The organism is Thermogutta terrifontis, from assembly GCF_002277955.1.
Taxonomy (GTDB): domain Bacteria; phylum Planctomycetota; class Planctomycetia; order Pirellulales; family Thermoguttaceae; genus Thermogutta; species Thermogutta terrifontis.
Window position 1 is genome coordinate 1,526,679 of sequence record NZ_CP018477.1, and the last position, 16,375, is coordinate 1,543,053.

Here is a 16,375-nt window from a genome sequence, read left to right on the forward strand (position 1 = left end):
ATGTCATGCGATCGGGTTTTTGTGTCTGGTGTTGTCTCGCAGGTCTGACCTGTCTGTTTTGTTTTGGTGAATGTTTCGCCATCGCAGAGTCGACGGTGACGGTCTTGCCCGAGGAAGAGGTTACCTGGGCCGTCGGCGGGGCTGGGGGGGCGTATTTCTTTGCCACCGAGGGGACATTGACCATCGAAGTTTACAAACGTGACCTCCACCGTTACAACCGCGTAACGGAGCTTCGGGCGATTCTGGTGAGTCCCGATCGTCGGGTACTGGACGAGGCACGAATTCCGGACGACGGTTTACCGACGGGAAAGGGTTTGGGCCCTTTTCAAATGGTGCGGTTAGAAACAAAGGTGGACCGTCCTGGTGTCTATGGCCTGAATATCACAATTTCTCAGGATCGTTATGGGGAGGAGATTGCCTGGGGTTTCCGCACGAATTGCCCGCACTATGTGGTTGAAACAGCGCGGGGTCATCGGGATGAAGCCCACCGCGAGCCGATTGTCCTGCTTCATCCCGAAAAACCGGGCGACGTGGTCTTTTTGCCGCGCCCTGGGGAGTTCGGCCTTGAGGCCACCGGTTTGGCTCGTGATACGAAGGCCTTGCAGGTGTTCGACGGACGGGGGCAGCTTCTGGCTGAAATTCCAGTGACCGCCGAGGGCACAGCCAGCCACCGTTTCCCGGCGAAGGTTTCTCGGGATGCCGTGCCCTGGCGTATTCATTTCCCCAGGCAACAGGGCATTCTGCACATTGATGGTGTGACTCAATGGGAATCGGGTGATCGTTATCGCGATCTGACGGTCTGGACACCTCAACCGAGCGCATGGTTCGATTGGCTTCCCAATCGTTGGCTGATCACTCCCTATCGCCGTGTTGTGTATGGTGGACCAGGTGAGAACGGGACGATGGTTTTCCGGGTCCACAACAATGCACCAAAGGCACGGGCTTTTCTGGTGAGTCTGGAGTTTCCGCAGGAATCCTGGCCGGCAAGCCTCGAAGGCCCGGATTCCCTTGAGTTGAAGCCTGGCGAGGCGAGGAGCATTTCGGTCCGCTATCAGGTTGGTCCTGCGGGCCAAAACCGTACCTGTTTCATCCGGGTTCGTCCGAAAGATGAGTCGGGCATCACAACTTACGCGAGTTTCACGGTTGTAGCAGGTGAAGCGCCTGCCGCAAAGCCTTTGGCGCTGCCGTTGATCCTCCGTCCTTACGAACACGAAAACGAGCAGTTGGGGTATTTGCCGGATTACCCGGTGGAAAACCAGGTCTATTTCGACATGGAAAACCGGCCTTATGTTTGTTCCGGCGGGAGACTGTATGTTTGGGACGGTCAGCGATGGGACGCGCGTGATCTGTCGGCCATTGTCCGGTGGGCCGCTGGCGGAACGACTGTTCGTTCCGTGAGTGCCCTCACGCCCAAAATCGCCTTTGATCGAAACAACAGGGTGTATCTTGTGGCCCAGGTGGATGGACAACCGTCTCTGCTCGTTTCCCACGACGGGGCACGGACATTCTCAGCGCATGAACTACCTTCAGGCCAGGGGGACGGTCGCACATTTGATATGGAGGTTTTCACCGGGCATAACGTCCTGGATGGGCCGCCACCGATCCTGCGATACACGTTCTTGCAGGCAGACCCCAAGCTCTTTTGGCGACGCCTTTACCGGTTGGAGCTGATCCTGCCGGAGTTGCGTGGGGAAGAGATCACGTTTGCGCCGCCAATCGTGATTTCAGAGAATGTGCTGGGACATTCTGCACATTCAGGAAGCCCTTCGTGCGTCGTTTCTCGGGAAGGTCGCGTGCACGTGATCTGGTCCGAGGCGACTGATCCGGCAGAAAAGGTGCCCGGCGCACCGACCTATGTCGTGACGTATGATCGCGCAAAAGGTGAACTTGGTCCGCGGGCATTCGTTGGATATGGTCCGCCTGCCAACGACATCCATAACACCCCCAGCATCACTATGGATAGTCGGGGATATTTGCACACCCTTGGGGGGACGCACGGGGCACCATTTCCGTACGCTCGATCGCTGGTCCCCAATGACGCAGGCGGTGGTTGGACCGAACCAGCGATCCTGGGTGAGGGGTTACGGCAGACCTATATTGGGTTAGTCTGCGGACCGGATGACACCCTTCATACGGTGTTTCGTCTCTGGAAGTCTCAAGAGCCTCCGCATCCCTTGAGTATTTTCGCCACGCTTTCGCATCAACAAAAACCATCCGGGCAAAACTGGCAGTCCCCGCAGGTCCTTATCATTCCGCCGTTTTCGGAATACAGCGTTTTTTACCACCGACTAACCATTGACCGGCTGGGGCGGCTGTTCCTGTCGTACGATTGCTGGTCCACCTACTGGTTCTATCGCAACGATTACCCGGGCACGCGGCGGGCTTTGCTCGTGTCGCCCGATGGCGGGCGGACGTGGAAACTCGCCTCTCAGGCTGATTTAACCCAGCTTGTGCCTCTCAACTCGCGCGGAAATTGAAAAGTCCGAAGGGTCGTTATGCCGAATCTCAATATTCCCCCACGCACTCACCTCTCGGTGAAGTTGACGAGATTGCAAATAAATACTACTAAATACTACAGCCCAATATTGATCTTTTATAAATCGGTGAATTTAAAGAATCTATTTGGAAATCTACGTTCCATTGCCGCTGTTAAGGAGGCCAGGGCATGGATGCGGATCAGGTTCGCCGGTTGTGGCCGCAGTTTCGGAGGGACCTGCTCGTCAGGTCCGCCGTGCAACGTTCGATGATCCATCCCTACCGTCGGGTGCGACAAGCGTGCCCCTCCGTGCGCGACGGATGCCGTGGAAGGCGTCCCTCCAATAGACGCCACTTCCACTCCGACCGATCGCGCTGGCAACGTCCGAATCCTGAGAAGCGCTCGAATGTCCATAACCACTGGCGGGCCCGGTTCTACCCGTGCCACGCGCTAGCGCTCCTTCCAGTTGAAGAGTTTCGCGCGTGTTAGGCTGCTGCACGGCGGGTGGATGGGGCGTTTCTCCGGAGGGACGAACGCCAGGGCTCGACGGCTATCGCGCGGCGGCCGTTGCGCCAAGCCAAATACCTGCGGATGGCTTGCTCCTGTTCTTCATGACTCCGATAGTCGCTATTGTCCTGGGCAAACTTCTTCAGCCCCGTGAACTGGCACTCGATCCGATTCAGCCATGACGCATTGGACGGGGTAAGGTAAAACTTCACATTGTTCGCCCGGACCCACGCCCAGACCTCTTCCTTCAGATGGGGACTGTAGTTGTCCATCACGATGTGTAACGTTTCGCTCTGCGGGTAACGCCGCCGGAGCCACCGGAGAAATCGCAAGAACTCGATCCAGGTTTTCCGGCTGTAGAACTGACCCAACAACGTGCCCGTTTCCAGGTCGTAGGCCGCCAGGAAATGGCGAACTCCACCAGTGCGGCGGTAGGTGGCTCGCAGGGGCTCGACCCGCTTGGGCAATTTCGCGGTTGCGAACCCCGCCGGCGGAAAGCAGCTCAGTCCGTGCGTGACGGCTATTGACATGATTGAACAATTGTCGTTTCACTCTATGGAGCTCTTGTCGGTCGCAGCAGGTGATCGGGCGAACATCAAGCTTGTCCATTTTTCGGTCTCCACGTCATTGAGAGTCCTCTTGAGCAACGTGACGTGGAGACTCTTTTTGTCTAAACTCCCGAAATTCTCCAAGACCAATTCTTGCCCCTACCAAAAACGCGAAACTCCCGAACTGGAAGGGGCATTAGCAGGTCCCTCCGAGAAGTCGTTCGGAGGGGCACGCTTGTCGTGCCCGATGAGGAGGCATGGGCGATCAATTGGTGGTCATCGGACCCGATCAGCGGGTCCCTCCGACGTTGTAGGGGCCGTTCATGAATTGCCCCTACCGGCGAGCGCTTACCGTGGTTGCGGCAAATGACCGCAAACGGCAAGGTTGTGAAGGCTAAAGCCTTCACCAAAAAAGCGGCGATGAATCGCCGCACTCCATATGGAGTGCGGGGCTTTAGCCCCGCTTTCGACGAGGGACTTCAGTCCCCGGCGAAAGGCAATGGATGATCGAACGTTGAATGACGGACGTGACAAGCACGTCCCTCCGAATTTTGACCTGGCAAGTAGGTCCCTCCGAGACTTTTCGGAGCCGAATGGGCCTTGCGAGAGGACGCTCCGCGCGGAGATAACGTTATAAGCCCACAAAACGCTCAACCGAGTCGTTTTTTCCTTCCATCTTCCTACCCCTGAAACGCCACCTTTTCCCGCCTCCCTGCCTTACGCGATCACTTGGCCCTTCCGCTGTGAGTCTTCGTGAGTTATCCAGTTTCAATCTCTTGACCCACTCACTACCCAACAGAGTTTGCAACGCAAACGGCTCTGCGTCACTCGGGGATTTGAAAACGACTCTTTAAGCGGTTGACTGTGTAAACCCATCTCTTGCTCCGTGGTTTCGCAGCAGAGTTCTGGTTGGCGAAGAACCCTCTCTCCCAAATTGCTTGGTCGACTGGGACAGTTTTGATCCACTCCACTCGCACAAGATACTCCTCTGTTCCCGGTGGATCGTCTGCCGGTCGCGTCAAATTCCCCTTCAAAGGAGCCTGCGTGATCGGGACTTCCTGTCCGGCTTCGTTGCGAACAAGAAACTCATTGGCGAGAACGGGCCCATTGATAACCTTTCCGACGCCGACATAACCTCGGCCGGGGATGTACACCCAAATCCGGCCGCCTGGTTCAAGCAGCTTAAGCGTGCGAACATACCAGTCGCCCCCGCCAGCCGAAACGAACCCGTACTTCCGTGCGTCCTCCCAGTGGCGGCTGCTCCCATTATCCTTGTGCCCGAAGGAAACGTAGTACTCGTTGTTCCACGGAAGCTTCGTTCGTTTCTCTTCAACCTTGATGTCCACGTCCCCAGGGTCAATCAGCCACGCACGGCTCAGGTACTCGCGTTCTCCATCACGAAAATACCGAAAGAACACGGCGTTGATGGCCACGCCATATTCGTCCGCCAAATAAGTGATGATTCGCTCGGTGCTCGCGTCCAGTTCACTGGCAACCAACATGAGTTCGTGCGATTCATTGATGCCTTCCGGCATCTCCTCCACATGGAAGCGCTCGCAGAACGCTGATTCCAGGGATGTGTTAGCATTTTGCGGATAGTACTTCGTCAGGAAGTCGCTGAAGATCCCGGCAACATCATCCACATTCAGTGTCCGCACCCAGGAGCCGTAGTCCAACAACTGGGCGACGACTTCCCGTGGCGTACGATCGCGTTTCAGCTCAATGACCACAAGATTGCCATCGGAATCGATTGCCAGAAGGTCAATGAAATGACCATAGGGCGTGGGAACCTGCCGCCCGATGAGCAGCAAGTTCGGATCCAGGATTGAGATATTGTCAGCAAGAAGCTGTTCCAGACGGCTTTCGCTGTCGATTGACAAGAAGCCGACTGGGCTGGGTTTCTCGTCCAGCCGCCAAATCGCGACTTCCACTGGCATGGATCCCTCTCCTCCAAAGCGTGTTGAGTCCCTGCTTTGAAGCCACGTCTTTTGCGCCATAATAACACTTTACTTTTGTCGGCGACCGGACGCAATTTCTTCGGGACTCATGGGAGCCGTTTGCGTTGTTCCCATATGGCGGCAGTGATGGGACTTAAAAATGGGCTGAAAAGACCGTTCCCCGCCACGACGTGCGGGAGAGCAAAAAGGGAACAGCTTTATTTTCGGGACCTCCGGGTAGGGGCAATTCATGAATAGCCCCTACCAAGGCCTGTCACTTCACTTGGCCGAGTAACATCGGGCACGACAAGCGTGCCCCTCCATGTTTCGGAGGGACCCGCTTGTCGGGTCCGTTTATCAACGTTCGATGTTCGATCATGAATTCCATTTCAGCGGGGACTGAAGTCCCGCGCTGAAAGCGGGGCTAAAGCCCCGCACTCCATGGAGTGCAGCGATTCATCGCCGCTTTTCGGTGAAGGCTTTAGCCTTTACAAACTTGCCGTCCCCCCTGGCACGACCATGACCAGCCGGGCTGGAACCCGACCCTCCATCCGTCCCTGGAGGGACGCCTTCCACGGCAGCCGGTGGCTCTGATCATCGGAACCCACCTCTCTGATCTGCGCAATGGGCCCATAAACGAACGTTTGTTCGAGCAAAAGAGCAACATGGCGCTGCTGTCGAACGACGGACAAAACCGTTGTAAAAGCGGCGGATATGTACTCTTGCGGCTCATACTCTCCGGCAAAAAGAGGGCATTTTGTTCTACACAAAGGATACATATTCGCGCGTTAGTCGCAGACTACAAATATCCCCCATACTGGTTATTGACACGGATAGTCGTGCCATTAAATTTATGGGTGAAAATTGTTCTTTGGGCCAGTAAAGAATCGCCGGCCGTAATAAACCTGGCCTCCGGCAGGCCGTACTCGCACGGGAGGGACGGCGATGAGCGGGGAAATGGCAGCGGGCTCATCTTCTCGGATTGCCGAGTTTTACGGCATGCTCTTCTCGCCCCCGGAGGGCTCCACGGTTTGGGCGTGCATGCAATGTGGTCTGTGCGCGAGTTCGTGCCCCCTGGGGGACGCCATGGAGTATACGCCCCGGCGGATCATCGCCGAGGCCTGGAGCGGTACGCTCGAGCGGGTCATTCGGAGCCCCTCGATTTGGATGTGCGTGGGGTGTTATACGTGCTCTCTCCGCTGCCCCCGCCAGATCGATCTCACAGACACCGTGTGGCCGGCGATGCGGGATTACGCCCTCCAGGAGGGTATTCAGCCGCCCTCTGAGCTGCGGACGGCCTTCCAAAACCTCTACCTTTACGGGAACGTGTTTGGACATTCGCCCCGAAAGCGGCTCGAATGGACGCGGGGGCTGGAAGTAACAGTGCGGGACCTTTCTAAATCCCCGGAGCCGGTCGAGGTCCTTTGGCTGGTCGGGTGTTATCCTTCTTACCATCCTCGGAACCAGGTGGTCGCGCGGGAGATGGCCCGCATCCTCACCGCCTTGGGGATCCGCTGGGGGATCTTGGGCAAGGAGGAACGGGCGCTGGGGGATTGCGACCGCTTGTTCGGCGAGGAAGGCCTTTTTGAAATGCTGGTGGAAAGCAACCGGCGTCTGTTTGAACGATTCCAGTTCGAAAAGATCGTCCTTCTCGATCCCCATGCCTTTCGAGCATTGGAGAAGTTTTATCCCCGTTTTGGGGCGGTGTTTCCGGCCGAGCATTACACGACTTTTCTAGCCTCCCGGTTGGAACAGCTTCGCCCCTGGCTGGTCAAACGGATCAACGCTCGGGTCACCTACCACGACAATTGCTGTGTTGGCCGGCGGTGCCGATGTTTCGATGCTCCGCGGAAGCTTTTGACCGCTATTCCGGGCATCGAACTGGTGGAGATGGAGAGGAACCGGGAGCACGCCCTCTGTTGTGGTGGGGGTGGTGGCGGGATGTGGCTGGATGCCTTCATCACACAGCATGGGGGGCGGCGGCTTTCCGACGTGCGGGTCCAGCATGCGCTCAAGACAGGCGCGGAGATTCTGGCGGTTTCTTGTCCCTTCGAATTGTCCCGCTTCGAGGACGCGGTGAAAGTGGCTGGGGCAGAAGACAGGCTCAGGGTGCGCGACATCCTTGAGCTGCTGGCGGAATCCATGGGACTGAGTGAAGGAGGTGGTCCATGAACGTGCTGGTTACGGTGCGGCTCGTGCCGGACCTGGTGGAACCCCTGGTCGTCACCCCGCAGGAGGACAACCTTGACTGGGAAGAGACCTCGCTGGTCCTCAATGAGAGTGATGACCACGCTTTGGAGGAGGCCCTCCTGCTGAAGGAGAAGCATCGGGCCCGGATCATGGTAACAGCCTTCGATTTTGGTGAGATCGACCAGGTCCTTTACATGGCGGCAGCCAAGGGGGTTGATCGGATCATCAAGATTTCGTGGCCTCATCGAGAGCCACCCAACAGCTTGGAGATCGTAGAGACCCTTGCCCGCCTCGTACCGGCGTTGGGGATTGATCTGGTACTCATGGGATGTCAGTCTCCAACGGAGTTCTTGGGGATGGCAGCGCCGCAGCTTGCGGCTACACTCGGCTGGAGTTATGTGGGCGTGGTGCGGGGGGTCGAGGGCTCTGGTCGTTCTGAGGCATGGAGGGCCTTCAAGGAATATCCAGGAGCCATCCTGGCGGAAATGGAAGTCCGGTTGCCAGCGGTCGTGGGGATCCTCACGGCCAGTCAACCCCCGCGGTATGTGCCGGTAAGCCGGATCCGCGCAGCGGCCCAGCAGGTGCAGTTCGAGACTATAGAGGGGCCCGATGAACTGAAGGAACCACCGGCTGCGATCCGACGGGTGTATCTTACCCCAGTCACAGCCCATGCCACTATGCTTCGAGGTTCGGAAGAAGAAGTCGCCCGTCAACTGGTCGAACTCTTGCTGGAGAAAGGAATTCTGAAATGAGCCGCCGCATTGCTGTCCCGGTGGAAGCTTACCAGGGAAAGATCACCGATTTGACGCGGGAGTGTCTGATTGCTGCACGCCTCCTGGCTGGTGACCAGGACGAGGTGGTGGCCTACATGTTTGGTGAAATCCCGGCCGAGGGGAATTCAGTGCTCCAGCTTGCGGATCGAATTATTACATTCGAGGATGGCCAGGTCGGCCAGCCGGTCGCTTTGGCCCAGGCCAAGCTTCTTTGCTCGAAGCTGGATCGGGCGGAAGTCGAGCTGGTCCTCGTGGGTAGCAGTTCGTGGGGGCTGGATTTGGGCCCCTTGATGGCGGCTTACTGGGGTGTGCCACTTGTCGCCAATTGCCAGTGGTTGGAACGGCGGGAAAACTCGTTATGGGCCACCTGTCGGATCTGCGCTGGGAAACTCATGGTGGATGTGGAGGTCGAGGCCCGGCCGGCTGTGGTCCTGCTGTTGCCGGGCAGCTTTCTCCGCAAAGAAGTGGCCCCCCGGAACAAGCAGCCTGTGATCGAAAGAGAGACGGTCGCGCCGGAGGAATGGGACGATCGGGTCCGTTTCCAGCGGTGGATTGAGCCGCAGCGAGAAGATGTGGACATCACCCAGGCGGAGATTCTGGTGGCCGTAGGCCGGGGAATTGAGCGGCGAGAAAACCTGGAGGTCGCGGAGGAGTTGGCAGAGGTCCTGGGAGGCGTCGTGTGCGGTTCCCGGCCGGTGGTCGATCAGGGCTGGCTACCACCTACGCGACAAGTGGGTAAATCGGGGATGATCGTCAAACCGAAACTTTACCTGGCGCTGGGGATCAGTGGGGCCCCAGAACACGTGGAGGGAATGAAAGACGCCGATCTGATTGTGGCGATCAATCGCGACGAACAGGCGCCCATCTTTCATGTGGCTGATTACGGAATCGCTGCGGATTTGTTCGATGTGGTTCCTGCCTTGAAAGAGGCTCTTATTGCGCGACGTCAGGAGACCTGAATGGTACCGGTCCGCCCCACATTCTGGAACATTCCGGAATGGAGCGAAGCACTCCAATATGTTCTCGGATTGGCGGTGATGCTCGTTCTTGTGTGGGGCATTGTGAGCCACGTTCGGTCGTGGCGGCGCGGGGCTTCCGAACACGGCGTCCCATGGACCTGGCAAACTTGGAGATCGACGGTTGACCGATTGCTCCGTTACGTCGTTCTTCCGGAACGGCTTCACAGCGACCCGTTCGCGCTCATCACGCACAGCCTCCTGCTTTGGGGCATGGTCATGTTGGCGATCGGGACTGCTTTGGCCACGATCGATTGGGATGTATTTCACCTCATTTGGGGATGGCGACTTCTTTCGGGAGTGACCTATCAGATATTTGAACTGGTCCTCGATCTGGCAGGGGTCGCCCTGGTGATAGGAGCCGGATTGGCGCTTTATCGGCGATACATCTTGCGGCCGCCTCGACTGTCCAGGCCGCGTTCTTCCCGGGACGCTTGGCAATCTCCCGTTTTGGTGGGGCTCCTTCTGTTTATTGGAATTACCGGATTTGCTCTGGAGGGACTCCGGATCGAAGGCGGCCGACTCCTCAGCCCAACGTTTGCAAATGACAGCGAGGTACGAGCAACGGCCTCCAGTGAACACCCGAGGGATCAGACAGCCGTGGCCGCCGCGACCATCGCTCGATGGTCGCCCATTGGCAATGGCTTTGCGGCTTTGTTCGGAGGCCTGTCCCTCTCTGCAATTCGAGGCACGCACCTGATCGTCTGGTGGCTCCACGCTCTGGCGGCCTTCGCGTTCCTCATCTTAATTCCCTTCACCAAAGCGATCCATCTTGTCGCTGGGTTGGCCCATGTGGTCTTGCCCCGCTCTGATGAATGGCCGGTGGCCTCGGAAAACGGACCGACTTCGTCCCCAGGGATTTCCCTCCCGGCTCTGACCTGGCGGCAAAGGATGGAGATTACCGCCTGTACGGCGTGCGGAAAGTGTCAGGAACTTTGCCCGGCCTATGTCCTGGGTCAGCCGTTGACTCCTAAAGGACTCGTGTGGGCAGCCCAGGGGCAGCTTTTGGCAGAACTCCGCTGGCTGCCACTTGTTCCGCGTATTCCTTCGGAAGAACGCGAATGGCTACGTCAGGAGGCCATTTGGTCCTGCTACACGTGCCGCTTGTGTGAAGAGGTGTGTCCAGTCCTGATTCGACATACCGGGCTGGTCGGCGCTTACCGCAGAGCCCTCGTGGATTCCGGGAGACTGGGGAGCGGACTCGAGGAAGTCTTCATCAATCTCCAGCGGTACGGAAATTCCTTCGGGCAATCCCCGCGCAAACGGGGAGATTGGACCAAAGGGCTTGGCTTTCCTGTCAAAAACGCTTGCAAGGAACCGGTTGAATACCTGTGGTTTGTGGGGGATTACGCATCCTACGATCCGCGGGTTCAAAGCGCTACCCAGGCCGCTGCACGGCTTCTCCATCTCGCTGGGGTTGATTTCGGGATCCTCTTTGACAAGGAGAAGAACAGCGGCAATGACGCTCGCCGAGCAGGTGAGGAAGGGCTTTTCGAATATCTTCGGGAAGAAAACATTGCCAGCTTCCGGCAAGCCAGTTTCCGCGCCATCATCACAGGAGACCCGCATAGTTACCACGCCCTGCGGAACGAGTACGGCCTTGAGCAAGCGGGATTGGCACGGCAAAAAGGCCCGAGTTCGGCGAGGGAATGGCAGCCTGTGGAATCATCCAGCACGAAGGGCGCATCAGGACCAGCCTTATCGAGGAAGTCCCACTCGAGCAGTTCTGGCACAATCAATTCAAGCGCTCCTGGCCTGGTACGCCCATTGGTGGAGCTTTTTTGGGAACTCCTCCAGGAAGGTCGTCTTAAGGTGGTGAGAAGAATAAAGCGGCGGGTAACCTACCACGACCCGTGTTACCTGGGACGGTACAACGGGATTTACGATGCCCCAAGAGCGATCCTCGAAGCAATCGGATGCACTCTTGTGGAGATGCCTCGGCATGGCCGGCACAGTTTCTGTTGCGGGGCTGGCGGAGGCCGGATCTGGATGAAAGATCGTCCTGATACCCGGGAGCGTCCCGCGGAGAACCGAATTCGAGAGGCCATCAATCTCGTCGGCGTGCAAGACCTGGTGGTGGCGTGTCCAAAAGACCTCGTCATGTTCCAGGACGCTGTTAAATCTCTTGGCTACGAGCAAAAACTCCGCGTCGTGGATATCACCGTGCTTTTGGGAGAGGCGGTCTTGGGAAAGTCCCCTTCTGATCCGGACGAGCCAACCGTTTTCGAAGCGTAAACATCACAAAAATACCTGGCGGCGGAGGTGGGACGATGGTGCAGGCCACGGGCGAAATCCGAGTAGGTGTGTACGTGTGCCACTGCGGCACCAATATCGCCGCAACCCTCGATGTGGCCGAGCTGGCCCAGTACGCCAGCACTCTGGCCCACGTGCAGGTGGCCCGGGACTACAAATATATGTGCTCCGAACCCGGTCAGGATCTCATCAAAGAGGATGTGGCGAGGTATGGTCTCAACCGTGTGGTGGTGGCGGCCTGCTCTCCCCATCTCCATGAAAGCACGTTCCGCCGCGTCCTCCGGGAGGCTGGGGTTAACCCCTATCTTCTTGCCATAGCCAATATTCGCGAACACGTCGCGTGGACGGCTCCAGCGGGACCGGTTGCGCAGACCCGGGCTCGCGCTCAGATCGCTGCGGCGGTGGCCCGAGTGGCGGTGCAAAAGCCGCTCACTCCGCGGTCGTATCCCGTCGTGCCCCGAGTGTTGGTTATCGGCGGCGGGATTGCTGGGATCCAGGCGGCGCTCACCCTGGCCGACGCCGGCAAGGAAGTCATCCTCGTGGAAAGGGAACCCACCATCGGCGGACACATGGCGAAATTTGACAAGACCTTCCCCACCCTAGACTGTGCTGCCTGCATTCTGACCCCCAAGATGTCGGCCGTTAAAGACCATCCTAATATCAAATTGCTCACTTTTTCAGAAATTCAGGAAGTGACGGGCTCGGTGGGCCGCTTCCTGGTGAGGGTTCTTCGGAAACCCCGTTACATCCGCGAGGATCTGTGCGTCGGGTGCCTCCAGTGCATCGAGGCCTGCCTCTTTAAGGCCCTCAAGATTCCCAACGAATTCGATCTGGGCCTGTCCAAGCGAAAACCCATTTATCTGCCCTTTCCCCAGGCTGTGCCGCGCCTCCCCGTTATCGACCCCCAAACGTGCCTGCGACTGCGAACCGGAAAATGCAAGCAAACCTGCCTGGAAGCCTGCACGGATCGCAAGGCTATCGACTTCGAACAACAGGAGTGGGTGGAAGAATACGAGGTTGGAGCGATCATCGTAGCCACGGGTTTTCGCACGTTTGATCCCACGCCCCTTGCATACTACGGCTACGGCCGGTTTCCCGAGGTGTACACGGCACTGGAAGTGGAACGACTTCTTAACGCAGCTGGCCCCACCGGGGGCGAGGTCTTGCTTCGGGACGGTGCGAAGCCCCAGGCGGTGGGTATCGTCCACTGTGTGGGCAGCCGCGACCGCAACGCTCATCCGTATTGCTCCCGTGTGTGCTGCATGTACGCCATTAAACTGGCGCACCTCATTCGGGAACGGACAGGAGCAGACGTCTTTAACTTCTACATTGACATTCGTGCTCCCGGCAAAGGATTCGAAGAGTTCTACGAGAGGGTACAGAAGGAAGGTGTTCACTTTGTGCGGGGAAAAGTGGGCGAAGTGGAACGTCTGGCGGACAACGGCGATAGGCGGCGGCTGCTCGTGACGGTCGAGGACACTCTGGTGGGACGCGTTCGCAAGATTCCCGTGGATATGCTCATTCTGGCAGTAGCCCTGGAACCGGCGGAAGGGGCCGAGGAGCTCAGGAAGCTCTTGCATCTGTCCTGTTCTTCGGAAGGCTTTTTCCTGGAAAAGCACCCCAAACTTGCCCCGGTCAATACGGCCAGCGATGGGATTTTTGTGGCCGGCGCCTGCCAGGGGCCCAAGGACATTCCTGATACGGTGGCGCAGGCCGACGCTGCCGCCGCGCAGGCTCTCGCCCTCATCGACCACGGAGTGGTGGAAACGGAGCCCAACATCGCCTGGGTTAACGAAGGAGTGTGTTCCGGATGCCGCGTTTGCGTTTCCCTGTGCCCGTTTGGGGCAATCACTCCCGATGAGGAAAAACAGGTGGCGGTCATCGATCCCGCCCTCTGCAAAGGATGCGGGACGTGTGTGGCCGCTTGCCCGTCCGGAGCAGCCCAGCAGGACCTGTTCTCCACCGCGGAGATCCTGGCGGAAATCGAAGGGATTCTTTCTGTGTAAAAGCATATCCATAGCCATCGTCCACAACGGCGTTCCATTGGTTGTGCCTGACCTTCGACCGGGCAATGGGACGCGGTCCGTGGCCTTCGTTGCCTCTCACGCGCGGCCAAAAGTTTACCTATTTTCGCCGGGGCGCGCGATGGCGGCTTATTTCGTTAAAATAAGCAAGCTCGTACTTGCCACGTCGCCCCGAGCTGCGAGTATTTCCGACCGGAGACCGCTCGCGATCAAAAAAAACAGTGGCTCGGCATTCCGCCGGGCCGATTCGTGTTGGGATATGTGGGGCGACTTTCTCCAGAAAAGAATCTCTCGATGTTACTCGATGCGGCGCGGGAACTCCCTGGGCAAGGGCACGCTGTGCACGTCCTGCTGGTGGGAGATGGGCCGGCATGCCAGGCTCTTCGTACCCATGCCGAGCGGCTCGGCACTGCGGATCACGTCACATTGGCAGGTTACGCCGCCGATCCTTGCCCCTGTTACTCCGCGATGGATGCCTTTGTCCTGCTGAGTCGCAGCGAAGGGCTGCCCAATGTCCTTTTTAAGGCCATGGCCATGGAGGTCCCGGCCATTTGCACGCCGGTCGGTGGCATTCCGGCGGTCATTGAGCCAGAACACAATGGGCTGCTCGTACCCCTGCATAATGTCCAGGCGACTGTGCCGGCTGTCCGGCGTCTGATCGATGATCGCGCGTTGGCGTCACCTCTGGGTCAGGCCGGGCGCGAACACGTCGAGCGCCATCACAGCTTCGACCGCCGCACGGAACGTTTATGTGAGACCTACAGGCGACTCATGGGCCCGGAAATCGCCCGACCGTCTCGTTGAGAAAGGCCACATCTTCTGGGTATGATGCCTTGGTTGCGGCATCACCGTGGATCCTGGTCCTGCACAATCGCGGACCTTTCTCGATGAAAGAGAAAGAGAATGGGTAGCTCGGCTGCGCTTCTGGCAATGTTTCCGTTGTTTCTGGTGTTCGTGCTTCTGGTGGGCTGGCAATGGCCTGCGCGACGCACCATGCCGCTGTGTTACCTTGCCACCCTGCTGATCGGACTGTTTTACTGGCAGATGACCTGGTCGCGGATCCTTGCGGCGACAGTCGAGGGCCTGATCATCGCGGCGATGCTGTTGTACATTGTGTTTGGAGCATTGCTTCTGCTGGCGATGTTGAAGCATTCCGGGGCAGTTTCGGCGATTCGTGATGGTTTCCGCAAGATTTCACCGGATCCTCGCATTCAGGCCGTGATCGTCGGTTGGGCCTTTGGCAGCTTCATCGAGGGTGCCGCGGGATTTGGGACTCCGGCGGCTGTGGCCGGTCCGCTCCTGGTGATCTTGGGATTTCCTCCGCTTGCGGCAGCGACCGCCTCTGTGACGATCCAGAGCACTCCCGTTTCTTTCGGCGCAGTGGGGACACCTATCCTGGTCGGCGTCAATAAGGGCCTTCAGGACCAACCAGCGGTCCTCGACTATCTTGCGGATCACGCCATGACAGGTGGCTTGACGGGATCGGTGGCCTATGAACAGTTGCTCTTCGAGATCGGACGGCGCGTCGCGCTGCTTCATGGGGTGATCGGCCTGCTCATCCCGTTTTTTGTCGTTTGCCTGTTGACTCGCTTTTTCGGCGCCCGACGATCATGGCGGGAAGGCCTGGCGGTGTGGCAGTTCTGCCTGTTTTCCGGACTCGCCTTCTGTATCCCTTATGCGATCTTTGCCTGGACGCTGGGGCCGAAGTTCCCCTCGCTTCTCGGCGGTCCCGTGGCTCTGGTTTTGAGCACGTTGGCCGCCCGCGCCGGCTGGTTCCAACCGAAGGTCCCCTGGAATTTTGCCGAGTCAGCTTCGCCCAATTCGGGACAGACCAGAGCAGAGGAAACACCAATGCCCTCTTGGAGCCTGGGGGTTCGCATGGCCTGGCTTCCTTATGCCGTTGTTGCAGGACTGCTGGTCCTGGAACAATGGGGTCCCCTCAAGAATCTCCTGGCGCGGGCAAACTGGGAATGGACCATCACCTCTGCGGACGTGGCCAGTCTGGCAATTGTGGCACGCTGGAATGTCCTCACATCACCGGGGACGGCTTTTCTCCTGGCCGTCCTCTTTACCGTGGTGGTGTTCGCGGTTCCACGCCAGGGGGTTCTGAACGCATTTTCTGAAGCAGGGCAAAAGACACTGGCGGCGGCACTAGCCCTTATCTTTGCCGTCCCGGCAGTGCGGATTTTCATTCATTCCAATGTCAACGGGGCCGGCCTGGCCGGAATGCCGCAGGAGCTTGCCCTGGCCGTCTCGCAGTGGGTTGGACAGATCTGGCCGGCCTTCGCTGCGGGAATTGGTGCCCTGGAGGCCTTCATTGCCGGTAGCAATACAATCAGCAACATGACGTTTGCCCTCTTTCAATTTGAAGTTGCCCTGAAGACGGCCCTGGACCCGCTCTGGATCGTTGCCCTTCAGGCTGTCGGTGGCGCGGCAGGAAATATGGTGTGTGTCCACAACGTCGTGGCTGCCGCGGCAACGGTGGGCCTCGTCGGCCAGGAAGGAAAGATCATCCGCCAGACAATCATCCCAACGGTCTATTACCTCCTTGCCGCGGGCCTGCTGGGCCTCGCTTTTTGCCACCGAAGAGGTTAACCGTTCAACGTGATCACACTTCCCCGGAAAACCCCAAGGCGACCATTTGGCAGGTG

General features: G+C 58.3%; 9 protein-coding genes and 1 pseudogene. 8 read left to right on the top strand and 2 right to left on the bottom strand.

All coding sequences use genetic code 11. From position 1 onward, the window contains the following. The first annotated feature begins 5 nt into the window (after positions 1–5). Positions 6–2,477, top strand: coding sequence for a BNR-4 repeat-containing protein (locus THTE_RS05730; RefSeq protein ID WP_095414535.1), 2,472 nt, complete (start codon positions 6–8; stop codon positions 2,475–2,477). 484 nt (positions 2,478–2,961) lie between these two features. Here THTE_RS05730 and THTE_RS05735 read toward each other — a convergent pair whose 3' ends face one another. Both THTE_RS05735 and THTE_RS05740 read right to left on the bottom strand, forming a co-directional pair. Further along, positions 2,962–3,513, bottom strand: a complete 552-nt coding sequence (locus tag THTE_RS05735) for a transposase (RefSeq protein ID WP_207651791.1) — start codon at positions 3,511–3,513, stop codon at positions 2,962–2,964. A gap of 842 nt (positions 3,514–4,355) precedes the next feature. Further along, positions 4,356–5,468 (bottom strand): endonuclease NucS domain-containing protein, encoded by a 1,113-nt coding sequence (locus THTE_RS05740; RefSeq protein ID WP_095414536.1) that lies wholly within the window; start codon positions 5,466–5,468, stop codon positions 4,356–4,358. A 945-nt stretch (positions 5,469–6,413) separates the two neighbouring features. Here THTE_RS05740 and THTE_RS05750 point away from each other — a divergent pair. From THTE_RS05750 to THTE_RS05780, 7 genes and pseudogenes are all read left to right on the top strand, one after another. Next, the gene (locus THTE_RS05750) at positions 6,414–7,640 is read left to right on the top strand and encodes a (Fe-S)-binding protein (RefSeq protein ID WP_095414538.1); all 1,227 of its coding nucleotides are present in this window, start codon (positions 6,414–6,416) and stop codon (positions 7,638–7,640) included. Continuing rightward, complete coding sequence (locus THTE_RS05755) at positions 7,637–8,410, top strand: electron transfer flavoprotein subunit beta/FixA family protein (protein ID WP_095414539.1); 774 nt, start codon at positions 7,637–7,639, stop codon at positions 8,408–8,410. Before THTE_RS05750 ends, THTE_RS05755 begins: the two co-directional genes overlap by 4 nt. Next, the gene (locus THTE_RS18270) at positions 8,407–9,390 is read left to right on the top strand and encodes an electron transfer flavoprotein subunit alpha/FixB family protein (protein WP_095414540.1); all 984 of its coding nucleotides are present in this window, start codon (positions 8,407–8,409) and stop codon (positions 9,388–9,390) included. The genes THTE_RS05755 and THTE_RS18270 overlap by 4 nt, the downstream gene beginning before the upstream one ends. Then, positions 9,391–11,682 (top strand): (Fe-S)-binding protein, encoded by a 2,292-nt coding sequence (locus THTE_RS05765; RefSeq protein ID WP_095414541.1) that lies wholly within the window; start codon positions 9,391–9,393, stop codon positions 11,680–11,682. 35 nt (positions 11,683–11,717) lie between these two features. Next, positions 11,718–13,706: a CoB--CoM heterodisulfide reductase iron-sulfur subunit A family protein gene (locus tag THTE_RS05770; protein WP_095414542.1), complete on the top strand. Its 1,989-nt coding sequence runs from the start codon at positions 11,718–11,720 to the stop codon at positions 13,704–13,706. A 234-nt stretch (positions 13,707–13,940) separates the two neighbouring features. Then, positions 13,941–14,528: pseudogene (locus tag THTE_RS05775) on the top strand (glycosyltransferase); the annotation flags it as partial. 99 nt (positions 14,529–14,627) lie between these two features. After that, positions 14,628–16,319 (top strand): L-lactate permease, encoded by a 1,692-nt coding sequence (locus tag THTE_RS05780; RefSeq protein ID WP_095414544.1) that lies wholly within the window; start codon positions 14,628–14,630, stop codon positions 16,317–16,319. The last annotated feature ends 56 nt before the right edge of the window (positions 16,320–16,375 follow it).

Bases quoted from the DNA above. Each gene is read 5' to 3' on its own strand.
- THTE_RS05730 (WP_095414535.1), top strand. From the start codon at position 6: ATGCGATCGGGTTTTTGTGTCTGGTGTTGTCTCGCAGGTCTGACCTGT.
- THTE_RS05735 (WP_207651791.1), bottom strand. From the start codon at position 3,513: ATGTCAATAGCCGTCACGCACGGACTGAGCTGCTTTCCGCCGGCGGGG.
- THTE_RS05740 (WP_095414536.1), bottom strand. From the start codon at position 5,468: ATGCCAGTGGAAGTCGCGATTTGGCGGCTGGACGAGAAACCCAGCCCA.
- THTE_RS05750 (WP_095414538.1), top strand. From the start codon at position 6,414: ATGAGCGGGGAAATGGCAGCGGGCTCATCTTCTCGGATTGCCGAGTTT.
- THTE_RS05755 (WP_095414539.1), top strand. From the start codon at position 7,637: ATGAACGTGCTGGTTACGGTGCGGCTCGTGCCGGACCTGGTGGAACCC.
- THTE_RS18270 (WP_095414540.1), top strand. From the start codon at position 8,407: ATGAGCCGCCGCATTGCTGTCCCGGTGGAAGCTTACCAGGGAAAGATC.
- THTE_RS05765 (WP_095414541.1), top strand. From the start codon at position 9,391: ATGGTACCGGTCCGCCCCACATTCTGGAACATTCCGGAATGGAGCGAA.
- THTE_RS05770 (WP_095414542.1), top strand. From the start codon at position 11,718: ATGGTGCAGGCCACGGGCGAAATCCGAGTAGGTGTGTACGTGTGCCAC.
- THTE_RS05780 (WP_095414544.1), top strand. From the start codon at position 14,628: ATGGGTAGCTCGGCTGCGCTTCTGGCAATGTTTCCGTTGTTTCTGGTG.